The organism is Bisbaumannia pacifica, from assembly GCF_007989625.1.
GTDB classification, from domain to species: domain Bacteria; phylum Pseudomonadota; class Gammaproteobacteria; order Pseudomonadales; family Halomonadaceae; genus Bisbaumannia; species Bisbaumannia pacifica.
Map to the genome: position 1 here is coordinate 1 of NZ_BJUK01000061.1, position 15,001 is coordinate 15,001.

A 15,001-nucleotide genomic window follows, 5' to 3' on the forward strand; every position below is an offset into this window, starting at 1 on the left:
AGCCGGCCTGGTCATCCAGGCGGATCAGGGTGCGGTTGGCGCTGTTGCCGAGGTCGGCATCCAGGTCATGGATGATATCCAGCTTGGCATAGCCGTAGATATCGGCGGTGGTCTCGCCGACCTCCAGGGTGTAGGCCTGCGCCATCCCATGCACGGCCAGGGCCAGGAGCGGTATGCCGCAGCGACCAATCAGTCGAAATTTCTTGTGATTATTCATCTATAACTCCAAAGAGCATCTTGAATTTCCCTGTACGTCAGGGCGCGAGATTTCCCGGCGCGGAGGCGTGCCCGTCGAGGCCCCGACGGGCGCGTGATGAGTCGCCACTCCCCGTCCGGAAACCGATGCCAGCGGACACGATCCCGCCGCCGGCGATATCCATGCGGCGCGCGACCCGAGGGTCAGGCCGGTTGCATCAAGACCGAGGTCTTCGCGAAGTCGCTGGCCCAACCCTCCCGGAGCGGGGCCACGAAGACGTTCTCGGTACGGGTTCGGGTGATCTTCCAGCGGCCGTTCGGCTCGCGGCGAAAGGCATTGTTCAGCCGCGACGAGCGCAGCAGCGAGGAGCCATCGGAGAAGATCCAGGGCTGGCAATGCACCCACTGTCCCTCGGCGCTGTCGCCGCTCACCTGGATCTGCTCCGAGGTTAGGTAGTGCACGTTCAAGAGCAGTTCGGGATCGCGTTTCTGGCCCCAGAAATTCTCGAAATGGCGGCGAATCGCCGCCGTGCCCTCGAGACGGCCGAACTGGTTGTCGTAATAGTCGCCGACCCCTTCCCAGATGGCGTCTTCGCTATAGAGCGCCATGATCGCGTCGATACGCTCGGCATCATTGCGGACACCGAACTCGGGCAACGGCGTATCGCACAGGAACATGTAGCGGGCCTGGAGCCGACGAATCTCGGCCTCGGCCTCCAGCGTCTCGATACGGGCCACCAGGGCCTGCCATTCGGTATTCGTTACTTCCGCCATGGTTTCCTCCTCGACAATGGCGGCGAGCCGTTAGCCCCCGCCTCACCGGCTGTCCTACCCCGAGCCCGCGGGCTCGAGGGCGAATTCGGCACACCCCGTTTAGAGGGTGGCACCGAGGCGCTCGACCACCCGCCCCAGTCCCGCCTTGAGGGTGCCGACCTCGGCGGGATCGAGCCCCTCGAGCAGGCGCCGTTCGTAGTCATCGGCCATGGTCAGCAGGCGCAGCGCCAGCGCCTGGCCGGCCTCGCTCAGCGTCACCCGGCTCTCGCCATCGGTGGCCACCAGGGCGCGCTCTCGCAGGCCGCTCAGGGTATCGTCGAGATCCGCCAGGGGCTGGGCCACGCGTCGGGCCAGCACCTCGGCCGCCAGGGGTCCGCGATCCGCCAGCAGGGTCAAGACTCGCCACTCCTTGTCGTTGACGCCGAGGCTGCCGAGGCGCGGATAGAAATCACCGCGATAGGCGGCCAGTGCCTGGCGCAGCAGATAGAGCAGGTGCTTGCCCAGGCGACCATCCAGGGCCCCCTGCTCGTCCACGGGAAGCAACATGGGATGCGGCTCGGGCACCGCGTAGCGACCGTTATGGAAGACCAGGGCGTTACCCGCCTCGCGGTAGCCGTAGCGCACCACCTCGCCGACGAGGATCAGGTGATCGCCGCCCTCGTAGACGTTCCAGGTGCGGCACTCGAAGTGGGCCGCGGCGTCCTTCACCTTGGCGACGCCGCCCAGCCCCTCCTCGGTGGCGATGCCGGCGAACTTGTCCTCGCCGCGGCTGGCGAAACGGTTGGAGATCTCGACCTGATCGTCGCTCAGCACATTGACCACGAAGTGCTCGGCATCCCGGTAGGCGGCCAGGCTGTAGGCGCCCTTGTCGATGCTCCACAGGATCAACGGCGGATCCATCGACACCGAGTTGAAGCTGCTGGCGGTGACGCCGAAGTGCTCGCCCTCGGCATCGCGGGTCGTGACTACCGTGACCCCGGTGGCGAACTTACCCAGGGCGCGGCGAAACTCTCTCTTATCAAGGCTCATCGGCCATCCTCCTGTACGGTTGTCGGCTCGTCTTCAGCGCCCCAGCTTCTCGCCGGTGGTCCCGGCGATGCCGTAGTCGCCCTTGGGAATCTCGCTGATGATCACCCGCACGTTCTCCTCGGGGGCGTCGACGGAGGTCATGACCGCATCGGTCACCCGGCGGATCAGGGTCTCCTTCTGGGACTGAGTGCGGCCCGACATCATGTAAACGTGGACGGTGGGCATGGCTGTTCCTCCTAGAGATCGATGACCAGGCGCTCGCTCTTGGCCCGCGAGCAGCACACCGCCATCTGGTCGTTGTCGGCCTTCTCCTCGTCGTTGAGGAAGTGGTCGCGGTGGTCGGGGGTACCTTCCAGCACATCGCAGATGCAGGTGCCGCAGACGCCCTCCTCGCAGGAGACGTCCACCTTGACCCCGGCATCCTTGAGCGCCTGGGCGATGGACATGCCCTCCTCCACCCGCACGGTGACGCCGCTGGCCGCGGCCTCCACCTCGAAGGCGCCGCCGCTGGTGTCGACCTCGGCGTTGAAGTACTCGAAGTGCACCCGCCCGCTCGGCCAGCCCGCCTCGGCGGCGGCACCGATCACCCAGTCCATGAAGCCCGAGGGGCCGCAGACGTAGAGGTGAGTCGCGTCGCCCTGGGCGGCGAGCAGCGAGACGATATCCAGGCGCTGTGCCGGCCCCTGGTCGTCGCAGTGCAGCACCAGGGCCTCGCCGAAGGTGCCCTCGAGCTCCTCCAGGAAGGCGGCCTTGTCCCGGGAACGACAGCAGTAGTGCAGCTCGAAGGACTGACCGGCGGCCTGAAGCGCATGGGCCATGGCGATCATCGGGGTAATGCCGATGCCGCCGCCAACCAGCAGGCTGTGCCCCGCCGCGGCATCCAGGGGAAAGTGGTTGCGCGGCGCGCTGGCCGTGACCTCGACGCCCTCGTGGAGGCGTTCGTGCACCGCCCGGGAGCCGCCCCGGGAATCGGGGTCCTTGAGCACCCCCAGGCGATAGCGGTCGCCCTGGGCGGGGGCGTTGCTCAGGGAGTACTGGCGCACCAGCCCCTCGCCCAGGTGCAGGTCGATATGGGCCCCCGCCTCGAAGGCCGGCAGGGGGGCGCCGTCGGCGGCGACCAGCTCGAGCACCGCGATCTCGTCGGTGTGGTCGCGACGCCGGGCGACGCTCAGGGTCAGGGTCTCTTGTGTCATGGTTCGCTCCTCGCCGCCGGGCGGCTAGCGCATATAAATGCCGCCATTGATGTCCCAGGTCGCCCCGGTGACGAAGTCGGCCTCGTCGCCCAGCAGGCGTGCCACGGTCTTGGCCACGAAGGCCGGGTTGCCCAGGCGCTTGACCGGGATCACCCGCTCGACGATGCCCGCCAGCTTGTCGGCGGGCACCGCGGCGCGCACCGACGGCAGGTCCAGGGGCCCGGGGGCCACCGCATTGACGGTGACATTGGCCGCCGCCAGCTGGCCGGCGAAGACCTTGGTCAGGGTGAGGATGGCGCCCTTGCTGGCGGCGTAGTGGGCGCCGGAGGCGGTACCGCCGTTCTGCCCCGCCAGGGAGGCGATATTGACGATGCGCCCGTGGCCGCGGCCGGCGAAGTAGTCGCCGAACACCTGGCAGCCGAAGAAGGTGCCGCGCAGGTTGATGGCCACCACGGCGTCGAACTCCTCCGGGGTGATCTCCATCACCGGCGTGGTCGGGGTCATGGCGGCATTGTTGACCAGGGCGGTGGGCGCGCCGAGGCGAGCCTCCACCGCGTCAAGGGCGGCGACGAAGTCCTCCTTGCGGGTCACGTCTAGCGCCAGCGCCAGGGCCCGCCCACCCTCGGGGTCGAGCGCCCGGGCCAGGCGCTCGGCGCCCTCCCGGTCGCGGTCGGTGATGGCCACGCGACAGCCCTCCGCCAGCAGCTGCTCGGCGATGATGCGGCCCAGTCCCTGGGCCGCGCCGGTGATCACGGCGATCGGTTGCATATGCCTCTCCTCGCGCAATGGGCCTCAGAAAATAAAGGCGACGGTGTTGAGGTGATGGCCGGCGTTGATCAGGCGCACCACCTTGGTGTCCAGGCGCAGCCCCTCGGCGGTCTTGGTCAGCCGGTACTCCACGTTGGCGGGGTAGAGCAGTGGCTTGGCCAGACGCACCTCGCTGAGGAACATGGCGCAACGCAGCCGGATCGACGCCGGGTCCTCGTCGAGCAGCCGGAAGCGCGACAGGCTGCGTACCGTGCCCTCCTGGGCCTCGCTGGAGACCGATTCGCCGTTCTTCAGCCGCGCCACCCGCATCTCGCGCATGGCGTGATCGTCGTAGGCGAAGTTGAGGGTGTTGGCGAAGTCGGTCGCGTGGATATCCACCGGCACCACGTACTTGCCGTCGCGCTCCCAGAGCCCCAGCCACTCGGCGTAGGCCTTGTGATCGAGCAGGTCGGCCTCGCGGTTGATGAAGTCGATCGCCTGCTGAAACATGCTGTCTGCCATGGTCGTTACTCCCCTGCCTCGTCGCTCATCAGTCGTTTCCACATCTGGTAGGCGGCACGCATGCCGGTCTCGGAGCAGACCGCACCGGCCGGGTTGCCGTCGGCGGAGGGCGCCATGCGCTTGAGGCCGCGGTTGACCAGGATCCAGCCGTCCGGGCCAGCCAGGGAGCCCTTCTGCACCCGTTCCCAGCCCTCGGCGTCGTCGGGCGTGCCGAAGCCCATGGGGCCCTGGAAATGCTCGTGGAGGCGCAGGCGCATCTGGTTGAAGGGCGCCGGGGCCCCGGCGCCGCCGATGGCGACGTGGTGAATCTCGGTCTCGTCGACGCTGATCGGCGTCAGCACCCGGAAGAAGGCCATGGAGCAGGCCACGTTGGGGAAGAGGTTGAGGTTGAAGCCGGAGCCGCCCACGGCGCGCACCAGGCGACGGACCTCGGCCTCGTCATGGCCCTCGGCACGCAGCGCCTCGGCCAGTTCCGCGAAGCGCTCGGGGATGGGGTCGTCGAGGTTGGCCTCCAGGTCGACCAGCTCGGGGATCATCACCATGACGCTATGGCCATTGCCCAGGTCCTCGACGAAGCCCTCGCCGTCGAGGAAGTCGAAGACCTCGGAGGTCTGGTCGTCCAGCGAGGAGATAAAGGACTTGTGGACGATGGGGAAGTGGTAGGCGTCGGTGGTGTTCTCCAGTTGGATCTTCCAGTTGCCGGGGAAGCGGAAGCGGTGATCGCCGAGCACCTGCAGCGGGTAGCCGCCGGACTGCTTCATGAACAGGTCGATCCACTTCTTGGCCCCGCCCAGGAACTCTTCCAGCGGCTCCGCCTCCTCGTTGAAGGTGGCGAAGATCATCCCTTGATAGGACTCGTGGCGCAGGCGCTCCAGCGGCAGCTCCTGCTTGTCGATGACGCCCTCGTACTCCTCCGGCTTGGGAATGGCGCGCAGCTCGCCATCCAGGGCGTAGCCCCAGCCGTGATAGGGGCAGGTGAAGGCGCGGGTCTTGCCCCGCTTGCCCTCGCAGACGGTGGCACCGCGATGGCGACAGCGGTTGAGCAGCACATGGATGTTCTTCTTGCGGTCGCGGCTGACGATCACCGGCTGACGACCGACGAAGGCGGTCTTGTAGGCGCCGGCCTCGGCGACCTCGCTCTCGTGGGCCACCCACACCCAGGTCTTGTTGAAGATCCTGTCCAGCTCCTGCGCGAAGATCTCGGGGTTGGAGTAGAGGCTCTTGTGGACGCGCCCCTCCTCCACCAGGCGGCCGGGGTCGGCGGTCACGTTTTCGATATCGATCAATTGCGTCATGGTCCTGTCCTCATGGGTTACGACGAAGCATCCGTTGGCGGGTCACTCGGGCGGGACTCACTCGGGAACGACCAGCTCGCGGCCGATGCGCGCCTCGACGCGGGCGTACTTCCACAGCTTGTAGGTGCCATCGCCCACCGGGGTGGTGCGGAAGAAGTTGCAGGCCGCCACGACGCTCTCGTAGTCCGGCACGTCGGCCATGATGTAGGCGGTCCAGGGGGCGGTGGCGGACGGGCCGACCATGATGCGGTCGTCGTCCATGATTCCCAGGATGATGACGCCGGGCAGCTGGTCGATGCCCTGCATCATCTGGCTGAAGGCCTGCCAGACCTGCTTGCCCTCCTCGACGGGGGCGTTCATGAAGTTCTGGTTGATGCCGATGCAGAAGAGTACGCGGTGCATGGTGATGATCTCCGTTGGGTCGGTGGGGAAAGCGTCGCTTAGAGGTAGCCCGGCAAGGGGTCATGGCCGAAGAAGATGGCGCCGGCGTTCTTCCAGGTGATCTCGCCCATAAAGGCGTGCTGGGTGCAGAGCTGGGAATCGCGCAGGATCCGCGACAGGGGATGGCCGTTGTCGGCCCCGGTCATGCCGCTGACCCGGTAGACGTCACGAACCGCCTCGGCGCACTCCTGGGTCAGGTGGGTGGTGGAGAGGCGCAGCAGGTTGACCTGCTCGCGGCTCGGCTCGCCCCCGGCCTCGATGGCCGCCCAGGCGGCCTCGGTGCTGTCGTAGAAGAAGGCGCGGGCGGCGCGCACCCTGGCCTCGGCCTTACCGAGGGCGATCTGCGCATACTCCCGCTCGCCCAGCTTAGGGGCCCCGGTGACCGACTTGCGCCCGCCGGCCATGGCGCGCACCACGTCCAGCGCCTCCCGGGCCAGGCCCAGGGTGGTCACCGCCAGTACCTGGGCGGCGAAGGAGAGCGAGGGGTAGCGGAAGAAAGGCGCGTCCACGGTGGGCTTGCCGCCGCGCACGAAGGTCCAGGTCTCCGGCACATAGGCGTCCTCGACCACCAGGTCGTGGCTGCCGGTGGCGACCATGCCCAGCATGTCCCAGGTCGGGTCGATCGCCACCTGGTCGCGGGGCAGCACCGCCATGCGCGGCAGGGCGCCCTCCTCCTCGGGCAGGATGCCGACGCCGCACAGGGAGGCGCCCATGCAGCCGCTGGCGAATTTCCAGCGCCCCGAGATGCGGAAACCGCGGTCGACCCGCTCGGCGGGCTGCGGCGGGAAGATGCCGCCGGCGAAGACCACGTCGGGGGAGTCCCGCCACACCTGCGCGAGCGTCTCCTCGGGCAGCGCGGCCAGGTAGGCGGGATTCATGCCGAAGCTGGCCACCCAGCCGGCGGAGCCGTCCGCCGCCGAGATCGCCTCGACCATCTTCAGGAACTCGGCGGGGGACTTCTCGTCGCCGCCGTAGCTGGCCGGCACCATGGCGCGGTAGACGCCGATGGCCTGGAACTCCTCGATAATGTCCTGGGAGATATGGCGCTGGGCCTCGAACTCCTCGCGACGGTGGCGAATGGCCTCGAGCAGGGCATCGAAGCGGGCTTCCCCACCCCACTGGGACTTGTCGACGGTGGTATGCATAAGCAACTCCTGTTGTTTTACTCGGCGGCGCCGGCCCGCGGGGCCATAGCCAGGAGACGCGCGGCCCGGCAGAGGCCGGCGTCATCGCCGCGTCGCCCCACCAATTGCAGCGCCAGCGGATAGCCCGCCCGAGGCGTCAGCGGCAGGGTCAGTGCCGGGTGTCCGGAGAGGTTGAAGGGCCGCAAGAGCGCGGAAATCGTCAGGTCCTGTTCGCCGGCTTCTGCCGCCGCCCGGGTCAGGGGGGCATGGGGCAGGGTCGGTAGCGCCAGGACGTCGTGGGTCTCGAGCAGGCGATCGACTTCGGCGGTGAAGGCACGGCGCAGCGCCTCGGCCTCGCGCAGCTCGGCGTCGCTGGTCTGCCCCGCCGCCCGCAGCCGCTTGGCCACGTCGGCGCCCAGGCGAGGGTCGTCCCGCCAGGCCGCGCAGCCCTCGACGGTCTCGCGGTTGATCACCGCCATGGCCGCCGCATAGGCCTCCTCCAGCAGCGGCAACCGAGCCGTCGCGGTGGACGGCGACGCCTCGGCCAGGCGCTCCTCCACCGCCGCCAGGGGGGCGTCATCGGCCGCGACCTCGAGCCGGGCCACTCGCAGGGGGCCCGGCGCCGACGACATGACGAAGCCGGGGTCCACCGCGGCCATAAAGGCGATCAGCTCCTCCAGATCGGCGGCGATGGGGCCGACGCAGTCGAGGCTGCTGCGCGCCGGCATCACGCCGCGCCGATCGAGACGCCCGAAGCTCGGCTTGAGGCCATAGAGGCCGCAGCAGGCCGCCGGCAGGCGAATCGAGCCGCCGGTATCGGTGCCGATGCCGACCTCGGCCAGCCCCGCCGCCACCGCCGTCGCCGACCCGCTGGAGGAGCCGCCGGGGATCCACTCGGGAAAACCCGGGTTCTCGGGGGTGCCGGTCCAGGCGTTGAGGCCGGTCATGCCGAAGGCCAGCTCGTGGAGGTTGGCCTTGCCGACGAGGCGATAGCCCGCCGCCAGGCTGCGCGCGACGATCTCGGCATGGCGCTCGGCCGGCGCCGCCTCGGCCAGGGCCGCCGACCCGGCCCGGGTCGGGTAGCCGGCGATATCGATGGTGTCCTTGATCACTACCCGCTTGGGGCCTCGCCCCAGGGCGAGGGCTTCGATCACAGAGGTCATGTCTCGGCCTTTAGTTATTTTTCACATGAAAATTCAAATAAATGATCCGACGCATCTCCGAGTCCCCTCCTCGACCCGCCTAGAGCACGAACAGGATCAGTTCGGGAATCGCCAGCAGCAGCAGGATGCAGGCCAGGTAGGGCAGCATGAAGTAGCCGACACCGCGGAAGATATCGCCGAAACCGAGCTCCGGATCGAGGCTCTTGACGATAAAGGCGTTGACCCCCACCGGCGGCGTGATCGCCCCCATGCTGGTGACGATGCACACCAGGATGCCGAACCAGATGGGGTCATAGCCCAGCGCCAGGGCCACCGGGAAGAAGATCGGGATCGAGATGATCAGGAAGCCCATGGCGTCCATCAGGGCCCCGCCGATCACGTAGATCAGCAGCACGCAGGCCATGATCAGGATCGCCGGCAGCGGCAGGGCCGCGGCCCACTCGCCGACCAGGAAGGGCAGCCGGGTCACGGTGAGGAAGCGTCCGAAGATCACCGCGCCAGCCACCAGCATCAGGATCATCGCCGAGGACTTGAGGGCATTGGCCAGCGCCTCCTGGAGCACCTCCAGGGTCAGGCGGCCCTGCAGGGCGACGATGGCCAGGGCGCCCACGCAGCCCACGGCGGCGGCCTCGGTGGAGGTGAACCAGCCGGCGAAGAGGCCGCCCAGCACCAGGACGAAGAGCGCGGCGATCTCCAGCACGCCCTTGAGCGACGCCACCCTTGCCGCCCAGGTGGCACGCTCCCCGGCGGGGGCCATGGCCGGGTCCTTGCGGCAGAGCCAGGCGATGGTCATCACGAACAGCGCCACCAGGATCAGTCCCGGCACGATGCTGGCGATAAACAGGTCGCGGATGGCCAGCTCCGCCTGCAGGGCGATCACGATCAGCACCGAGCTGGGCGGAATGATCACCCCCAGGGTGCCGCCGGTGGCCACGCTACCGGCGCTGAGCGCCCGCTGGTAGCCGAACTTCTTCATCTCCGGCAGGGCGATGGTGCCGACGGTGGCCGCGGTGGCGGTGTTGGAGCCGCTGACTGCCGCGAAGCCGGCGCTGCTGAGGATGGTCGTGGTGGCCATGGAGCCGCGACGATGGCCGATCCAGGCATAGGCGGAGGCGAAGATCTTCTCGGTGATCCCCGAGCGGAACAGCAGCTCGCCCATGAACACGAACAGCGGGATGACGCTCAGCGAATAGGCCGAGAGCTGCTCCCAGATCCCCGAGCTGATGATGTTGTAGGCGGCCATCGGGCTGGTCATCTGCAGCATGCCGAAGAAGCCGACGATAAACATCGCGAAGCTGATCGGCATCTTGAGCAGGATCAACAGGAAGAGGGCCAGGATGCCGATGACGGCCATCAGGGTCATGCTCATTTCGTCACCACTCGTTTCAGGCTGCCGATCACGTCCGCCAGCAGCGCCAGGCAGAAGGCGGAGAAGCCCAGGGCCACCAGGAAGATCACCGGATGGAGGAGCAGACGCAGGGTCTGGGAGACCATGCCCCGCTGCATGGCGCCGTAGCCGTATTCCCAGAGCTTGAGGGCCACCATGGCGAAGAACAGCAGGCTGACCGCTGCCACCAGGGCCTGGAGCAGGGCCTGCAGGCGAGCGGGCAAGCGCGCCACCAGGATGTCCAGCTCCACATGTGCCTTGTTCAGCTGGGCGTGGGCCAGGGAGAAGGCGACCACCACCGCGGTCAGCCAGCCGACGATCTCGCTGGTGCCGCCGAAGGAGGCGGCCACCTGGCGCATGACGATATTGACGGCGACCAGGGCGACCATGGCCAACAGGGCCAGGCCGGCCACGAACAGCAGGACGCGGCTGATCAGGAGATTGCATCGTTGCATGGGTCGAGTGCCTCGTAGCGTCGATCACTCCCGGCGGCACCCCGGCCGCCGGTTACAGTACCAGTCATCAAGGTCGACGATAGCTGTCGATCAATTCCATCATGCGGTCATAAAACTCATAAGCCGGTAATCCCATCTCGGCCACCTCCGCCAGGCGTGCCTCGTTGATGGGCGCCAGGCGCTCGGCCCAGCGTACCTCCTCCTCATCGCTCAGCGTCAGGGTCTCGACGCCGTGCTCCTCGGCGGCCCAGGCCAGCGACTCCTCGATATGGTTATCCAGGTAGTCGCCGGCGAAGTGGGCCATCTCAGCGCCCAGTTCGTCGATCACCCGCTGCACGTCCTCGGGCAGCGACTCCCAGCGCTGGCGGTTCATTACTGCCAATAGAAAAGCGTTGGTCATCGGATAATCAGTGACGTACTGGACGCTGCGCGCGTATTGAAAATCCATCAAGCCTTCTCGTGAACTCACGTAGCCATCTACCACCCCGGCCTGCAGGGCCTCGCCGGTCTCGGCCTGATTCAACCCTACGGGCACACCCCCAAGCGCCTCGACCACATCAGTATTATCGCCGGGGACTCGAAGCTCCATTCCTTGAATATCTTCCAGAGACCTGACTGGAGTTCGGCTATGCAAATAGGAAGGCTGTATAGCAAAAGCTGTAATAACCTTGAAATCTTCCAAGCCTAATTGTTGGGATGAAAACTCTTTCACCAAATCATAAACAACTTGGCTTCCAACCGTCGAGTTAATATCAATACCAGTAAGCCCAGATGCCATATTCAATAGCGGAAAACGAGCTGGTTCATAAGAGGTGACAGAAAGCCCGATATCGGCGACGCCGCTTTGCACGCCGTCATACATGTTGCCGGCGGTGAGTAGGGTGCCACCTGGAAAAGTATTGACCGACACACGACCATCGGTGCGCCGCTCCATTTCTTCGGCCCAGCGCTCCATCTGTACCCCGGGGAAGGTCTGAGCGGGAGCGAAGAAGGCGTAGTTGAGGGTGATCTCGCTGGCGGTGGCACTGCCGGCGAAAAGCGTGCCAGCTAGAAGCCCGCTTAGGCAAGCGGCACCTGCCAAGCGCCGGGGTATTGTGGATAGGTTCGAGGTCACAGTTTGCTTCGTCGTCATGGGGCCCACCTCTTGCTTGTTATTGTCCCGGGCGCCTCGGCAGCGCCATTTGCACTCAACATCATATGAAATTTCAAAAACTCTATTTAAAAACCTCACTATCATTTATTTTTTACCCCACCATTCCTAGGCGAATAGGATGCCATGCATCTTAAACATAAAATTAAAAACTAGGTTATGGGATCTTGTGTTATTTAACAATGAGATCTCCGCCCTATCCTCGTGCGGTCTGTGCACCACCGACACCAGAATAGCGCTAGCCTTACACCATCATTATTCCGAGAAGCCGTTCCGCCCCGGAAAATCTGGTGCCAATTTTCGGGAATTTGGCATCTTCAACCACAGGCGAAGCAGTTTTCGCTTACGCCCCTCTTCATCGAAATCTTCGAAGCCAGTCCTTGAATGAAGAACCATATAGTTGTTAGCAAACTGAATATCGCCAGGTTCAAGCATCATATCCAGCTTGATCTCATCACGGTGAATAATGTCGTCGACAAGATCCAGTGCTGCTTTCTGCTTTTCCGACAACGGCTCACATTTCAACTCATGCCCCAGCTCGATATATTGCCTGAGGTATCGGCAACTCAACTTACCCTGGTAGTTGCTAAATATAGGCGAGGGAGTATATTCCTCATCTCCCAGGTGAGAAAAGTAGAAGGGACTATAGAGAACCTCTAGGAGTTCAGGCGACTCATCCAAGACGGCATTATAGATTGCTGCCGCGCTAACTAGACTACTCATTCCTCCCGACTTAGCCTTCTTGAGAGATAGCAAGCCGACAACATCCGACAGATCCGTATGATAGGGTAAATAGGCGTTAGTCTCGTAGACACGGGTACGCTTATCGCTGGAATCCCCGACACTCTTTACGACGCCGAGCATATCACCTTTCGGGTTCTGAGTAACCGGCCTCCCCATATGAACCCCCAACCCATAATAGAGAGACGCCAGCTCCTCTTCATTATATTTTTCGGCATCGAGACCACGAATAAGTAGGAATCCCTTCCCGTTCTCCAGCTCTTCATTGATACTCGCTATCGACTCTTTCATTCCATCGATCGGAAAATCCTTCTTATCGAAATTGGGTGCCGACAAGCCTTTAGCTTTGAGGTTCGCCAGCGCCCTATCGAGAACTTCCGCTTCCACATCAGTCAATTTATATATCCATGATAAACGCCCCTTCAGGTCGCAACCTTTCCAAGCCATCTCACCATCGATTCTATTATTGAGAATCTCTTTCATGATACCCTCATGACTATTTTTATATTGATAACAACGATCTTGCCGATGGAAGGCGTCTTACAAAACACATCCCTTACCAGGGTTTCCCTCTTTCGCTGACCATCTTGCGCACCATGGCTTCATAAAACTTGATGGCGAAACCACTCCCCTTGATCAACTCCTGAGTCAAGCTGGCGCACTTCGTCTTGATTTCCTCGGGGATGGGATTGTCCTCCCCCCCTAGCGCCCCTGCCGTCACTTGAATCTCCGCCGCGCGCTGCACCGTCCAAAGCAAAAAAAAGGTACGCTCGATATCTGCCTCACCCACGGCGATACCATGATTCCTCAGCACCAGGATATGCTTGTCGCCCAGGCTTTCCAGCATCCTGGCACGCTCTTCCTCGAACAGCGTGATGCCTTCAAACTCGTGGTACCCGATACGCCCGTACAGCTGAGCCCCATAAAAATCATCATGCCCAAAGCCGGATTTTTTTTGTGCAATCGCAGAGACTTCATTAGTGTGGGTATGCACGATGCAGTGAATATCATCTCGCGCCCCATGAATTGAACTATGCAAAGCAAATCCCGCAGGATTAGCTTCATAGACAGATTCAACCACTTTTCTCCCGCTCAAATCAACCTTAAGAAGGTTGTCAGGAGTGACTTCAGTGTAATTCATCCCAAACGGATTTACCAAGTAGCACCCAGCCTCCCCAGGAACCCTTACAGAGATATGATTAAATATCGCCTCACACCAGCCAAAATAATCTACCAGGTGATAAAAAAATGCAAGCTTAACCCTAAGCAGCCCTTCTAGATCACCAAATTCTTCTAGAACAGACCTAACATACTTATCTTTCAGATATGCTTCCATATAGTCTCTCACCATAAATAAGAAAGGCCAAAACTTTAAGGCTTACTGGATCTTGTAGCCGTCGATCAGCTCCATCATGCGGTCATAAAACTCATAAGCCGGTAATCCCATCTCGGCCACCTCGGCCAGGCGCGCCTCGTTGATGGGCGCCAGGTGCTCGGCCCAGCGTGCCGCCTCCTCGTCGCTCAGCGTCAGGGGCTCGACACCGTGTTCCTCGGCGGCCCAGCTCAGCGACTCCTCGATATGGCTATCCAGGTAGTCACCGGCGAAGTGGGCCATCTCGGCGCCCAGTTCGTCGATCACCCGTTGCACGTCCTCGGGCAGCGACTCCCAGCGCTGGCGGTTCATGGCGGCCACGAAGACCACATTGGTCAGCGGGTAGTCGGTGACATACTGGACGCTGCGCGCGTATTGCAGGTCCATCAGCGTCTCCCGGGAGCCCACATAGCCGTCGACTACCCCGGCCTGCAGGGCCTCGCCGGTCTCGGCCTGGTTGAGCCCCACGGGGACGCCGCCCAGCGCTTCCAGCACCTCGGTGGCATCGCCGGGCACGCGGATCTCCTGCCCCTGCAAGGCCTCGAGGGAGGCTACCGGCGAGCGGCTATGCAGATAGCCGGGCTCGGAGGTAAAGGCGGTGATCACCTTGAAGTCCTCGAGGCCCAATTGGTCGGCGGGAAATTCCTGGATCAGGTCGTAGATCACCCGGCTGGCCACGGTCGAGTCGACGTCGTTGCCGGTCAGGCTGCCGGCCAGGTTGAGCAAGGGGAAGCGCGCCGGCTCATAGGAGGTGGCGGAGAGGCCGATATCGGCGACACCGCTCTGCACGCCGTCATACATGTTGCCGGCGGTGAGCAGGGTCCCGCCCGGGAAGGTATTGACCGACACGCGGCCATCGGTGCGCCGCTCCAGTTCCTCGGCCCAGTGCTCCATCTGCACCGCGGGGAAGGTCTGGGCGGGGGCGAAGAAGGCGTAATTGAGGGTAATGTCGCTCGCCTGGGCCTGGCTCACCGAGAGCGAGCCGGCCAGGACGGCGCCGAGGCAGGCGGCACCGAGGCAGGCGGCACCGAGGCGGCGGCGGGGAATCAGGGTCGGGGGCGTGGTTTGCTGCGTCATGATAGGGGTCACCTCGTGATTGTTATTGTGCCGGGTGTCGCTGACACCACATGCATTAAATATCACATGAAATTTCAAATAAAACCACAAAGAATCGGACGACTAGGTCTTAAGTCTAATCCCGATCACGCTAAGCGATCCGGATGCCAATTATGTAAATGGCGTTATCTATCAATCGATTGCTCTAGTTCACCTTGCCCGGCCGGGCCCCATCGAGCACCACTCTCGAGCCCGACGGGCCTAGGGGCACCGGAAGGGTGCAGGCATCAGACCCTGGCGGTACCGGCCAACTGGCTGGCCTGATCCTGCGCGTCTTCCTTGGCCCGCGGACGGGCG

At 63.9% G+C, this 15,001-nt stretch carries 17 protein-coding genes; all 17 read right to left on the bottom strand.

Translation table 11 applies throughout. The annotated features are described in order from the left end of the window. Positions 1-217 (bottom strand): hypothetical protein (locus HPA02_RS16600; RefSeq protein ID WP_222594009.1); only part of this gene is annotated, 217 nt, incomplete at its 3' end. Between the two features lie 182 nt (positions 218-399). Further along, entirely contained in the window at positions 400-969 is a 570-nt protein-coding gene (locus HPA02_RS16605) for a nuclear transport factor 2 family protein (protein WP_146804317.1), read from the bottom strand. A gap of 99 nt (positions 970-1,068) precedes the next feature. Further along, entirely contained in the window at positions 1,069-1,998 is a 930-nt protein-coding gene (locus HPA02_RS16610; protein ID WP_146804318.1) for a flavin reductase, read from the bottom strand. Between the two features lie 33 nt (positions 1,999-2,031). Further along, a complete protein-coding gene (gene thmT / locus HPA02_RS16615; protein WP_146804319.1) occupies positions 2,032-2,223 on the bottom strand; it encodes a 2-hydroxymuconate tautomerase in 192 nt (63 codons plus the stop codon). 11 nt (positions 2,224-2,234) lie between these two features. After that, positions 2,235-3,191: a PDR/VanB family oxidoreductase gene (locus HPA02_RS16620; protein ID WP_146804320.1), complete on the bottom strand. Its 957-nt coding sequence runs from the start codon at positions 3,189-3,191 to the stop codon at positions 2,235-2,237. Positions 3,192-3,215: 24 nt separating this feature from the next. After that, on the bottom strand, positions 3,216-3,959 hold the full coding sequence (locus tag HPA02_RS16625; RefSeq protein ID WP_146804321.1) for an SDR family NAD(P)-dependent oxidoreductase: 744 nt from the start codon (positions 3,957-3,959) through the stop codon (positions 3,216-3,218). A 24-nt stretch (positions 3,960-3,983) separates the two neighbouring features. Next, positions 3,984-4,460 (bottom strand): aromatic-ring-hydroxylating dioxygenase subunit beta, encoded by a 477-nt coding sequence (locus tag HPA02_RS16630; protein ID WP_146804322.1) that lies wholly within the window; start codon positions 4,458-4,460, stop codon positions 3,984-3,986. A gap of 5 nt (positions 4,461-4,465) precedes the next feature. Next, entirely contained in the window at positions 4,466-5,755 is a 1,290-nt protein-coding gene (locus HPA02_RS16635) for an aromatic ring-hydroxylating oxygenase subunit alpha (RefSeq protein ID WP_146804323.1), read from the bottom strand. Between the two features lie 57 nt (positions 5,756-5,812). Further along, positions 5,813-6,157, bottom strand: a complete 345-nt coding sequence (locus HPA02_RS16640) for an IacB protein (RefSeq protein WP_146804324.1) — start codon at positions 6,155-6,157, stop codon at positions 5,813-5,815. A gap of 38 nt (positions 6,158-6,195) precedes the next feature. Further along, on the bottom strand, positions 6,196-7,341 hold the full coding sequence (locus HPA02_RS16645) for an acyl-CoA dehydrogenase family protein (RefSeq protein WP_146804325.1): 1,146 nt from the start codon (positions 7,339-7,341) through the stop codon (positions 6,196-6,198). A 17-nt stretch (positions 7,342-7,358) separates the two neighbouring features. Next, positions 7,359-8,483 carry an amidase gene (locus HPA02_RS16650; RefSeq protein ID WP_146804326.1) on the bottom strand — a complete coding sequence of 375 codons (1,125 nt, stop codon included), beginning with the start codon at positions 8,481-8,483 and terminating at the stop codon, positions 7,359-7,361. Positions 8,484-8,562: 79 nt separating this feature from the next. After that, positions 8,563-9,846, bottom strand: coding sequence for a TRAP transporter large permease (locus tag HPA02_RS16655; RefSeq protein WP_244945955.1), 1,284 nt, complete (start codon positions 9,844-9,846; stop codon positions 8,563-8,565). A 2-nt stretch (positions 9,847-9,848) separates the two neighbouring features. Next, on the bottom strand, positions 9,849-10,325 hold the full coding sequence (locus HPA02_RS16660) for a TRAP transporter small permease (RefSeq protein WP_146804328.1): 477 nt from the start codon (positions 10,323-10,325) through the stop codon (positions 9,849-9,851). Positions 10,326-10,392: 67 nt separating this feature from the next. Continuing rightward, the gene (locus HPA02_RS16665) at positions 10,393-11,457 is read right to left on the bottom strand and encodes a TRAP transporter substrate-binding protein (protein WP_146804329.1); all 1,065 of its coding nucleotides are present in this window, start codon (positions 11,455-11,457) and stop codon (positions 10,393-10,395) included. Positions 11,458-11,730: 273 nt separating this feature from the next. Beyond that, entirely contained in the window at positions 11,731-12,699 is a 969-nt protein-coding gene (locus tag HPA02_RS16670) for a TauD/TfdA family dioxygenase (protein ID WP_146804330.1), read from the bottom strand. A gap of 73 nt (positions 12,700-12,772) precedes the next feature. Next, positions 12,773-13,552, bottom strand: a complete 780-nt coding sequence (locus HPA02_RS16675) for a class II aldolase/adducin family protein (RefSeq protein WP_146804331.1) — start codon at positions 13,550-13,552, stop codon at positions 12,773-12,775. 42 nt (positions 13,553-13,594) lie between these two features. Continuing rightward, a complete protein-coding gene (locus tag HPA02_RS16680) occupies positions 13,595-14,665 on the bottom strand; it encodes a TRAP transporter substrate-binding protein (protein ID WP_146804332.1) in 1,071 nt (356 codons plus the stop codon). Between the last annotated feature and the right edge of the window lie 336 nt (positions 14,666-15,001).

Bases quoted from the DNA above. Each gene is read 5' to 3' on its own strand.
- HPA02_RS16620 (WP_146804320.1), bottom strand. From the start codon at position 3,191: ATGACACAAGAGACCCTGACCCTGAGCGTCGCCCGGCGTCGCGACCAC.
- HPA02_RS16645 (WP_146804325.1), bottom strand. From the start codon at position 7,341: ATGCATACCACCGTCGACAAGTCCCAGTGGGGTGGGGAAGCCCGCTTC.
- HPA02_RS16680 (WP_146804332.1), bottom strand. From the start codon at position 14,665: ATGACGCAGCAAACCACGCCCCCGACCCTGATTCCCCGCCGCCGCCTC.
- HPA02_RS16640 (WP_146804324.1), bottom strand. From the start codon at position 6,157: ATGCACCGCGTACTCTTCTGCATCGGCATCAACCAGAACTTCATGAAC.
- HPA02_RS16655 (WP_244945955.1), bottom strand. From the start codon at position 9,846: ATGACCCTGATGGCCGTCATCGGCATCCTGGCCCTCTTCCTGTTGATC.
- HPA02_RS16625 (WP_146804321.1), bottom strand. From the start codon at position 3,959: ATGCAACCGATCGCCGTGATCACCGGCGCGGCCCAGGGACTGGGCCGC.
- HPA02_RS16635 (WP_146804323.1), bottom strand. From the start codon at position 5,755: ATGACGCAATTGATCGATATCGAAAACGTGACCGCCGACCCCGGCCGC.
- HPA02_RS16605 (WP_146804317.1), bottom strand. From the start codon at position 969: ATGGCGGAAGTAACGAATACCGAATGGCAGGCCCTGGTGGCCCGTATC.
- HPA02_RS16610 (WP_146804318.1), bottom strand. From the start codon at position 1,998: ATGAGCCTTGATAAGAGAGAGTTTCGCCGCGCCCTGGGTAAGTTCGCC.
- HPA02_RS16650 (WP_146804326.1), bottom strand. From the start codon at position 8,483: ATGACCTCTGTGATCGAAGCCCTCGCCCTGGGGCGAGGCCCCAAGCGG.
- HPA02_RS16630 (WP_146804322.1), bottom strand. From the start codon at position 4,460: ATGGCAGACAGCATGTTTCAGCAGGCGATCGACTTCATCAACCGCGAG.
- HPA02_RS16670 (WP_146804330.1), bottom strand. From the start codon at position 12,699: ATGAAAGAGATTCTCAATAATAGAATCGATGGTGAGATGGCTTGGAAA.
- HPA02_RS16665 (WP_146804329.1), bottom strand. From the start codon at position 11,457: ATGACGACGAAGCAAACTGTGACCTCGAACCTATCCACAATACCCCGG.
- HPA02_RS16660 (WP_146804328.1), bottom strand. From the start codon at position 10,325: ATGCAACGATGCAATCTCCTGATCAGCCGCGTCCTGCTGTTCGTGGCC.
- thmT (WP_146804319.1), bottom strand. From the start codon at position 2,223: ATGCCCACCGTCCACGTTTACATGATGTCGGGCCGCACTCAGTCCCAG.
- HPA02_RS16675 (WP_146804331.1), bottom strand. From the start codon at position 13,552: ATGGAAGCATATCTGAAAGATAAGTATGTTAGGTCTGTTCTAGAAGAA.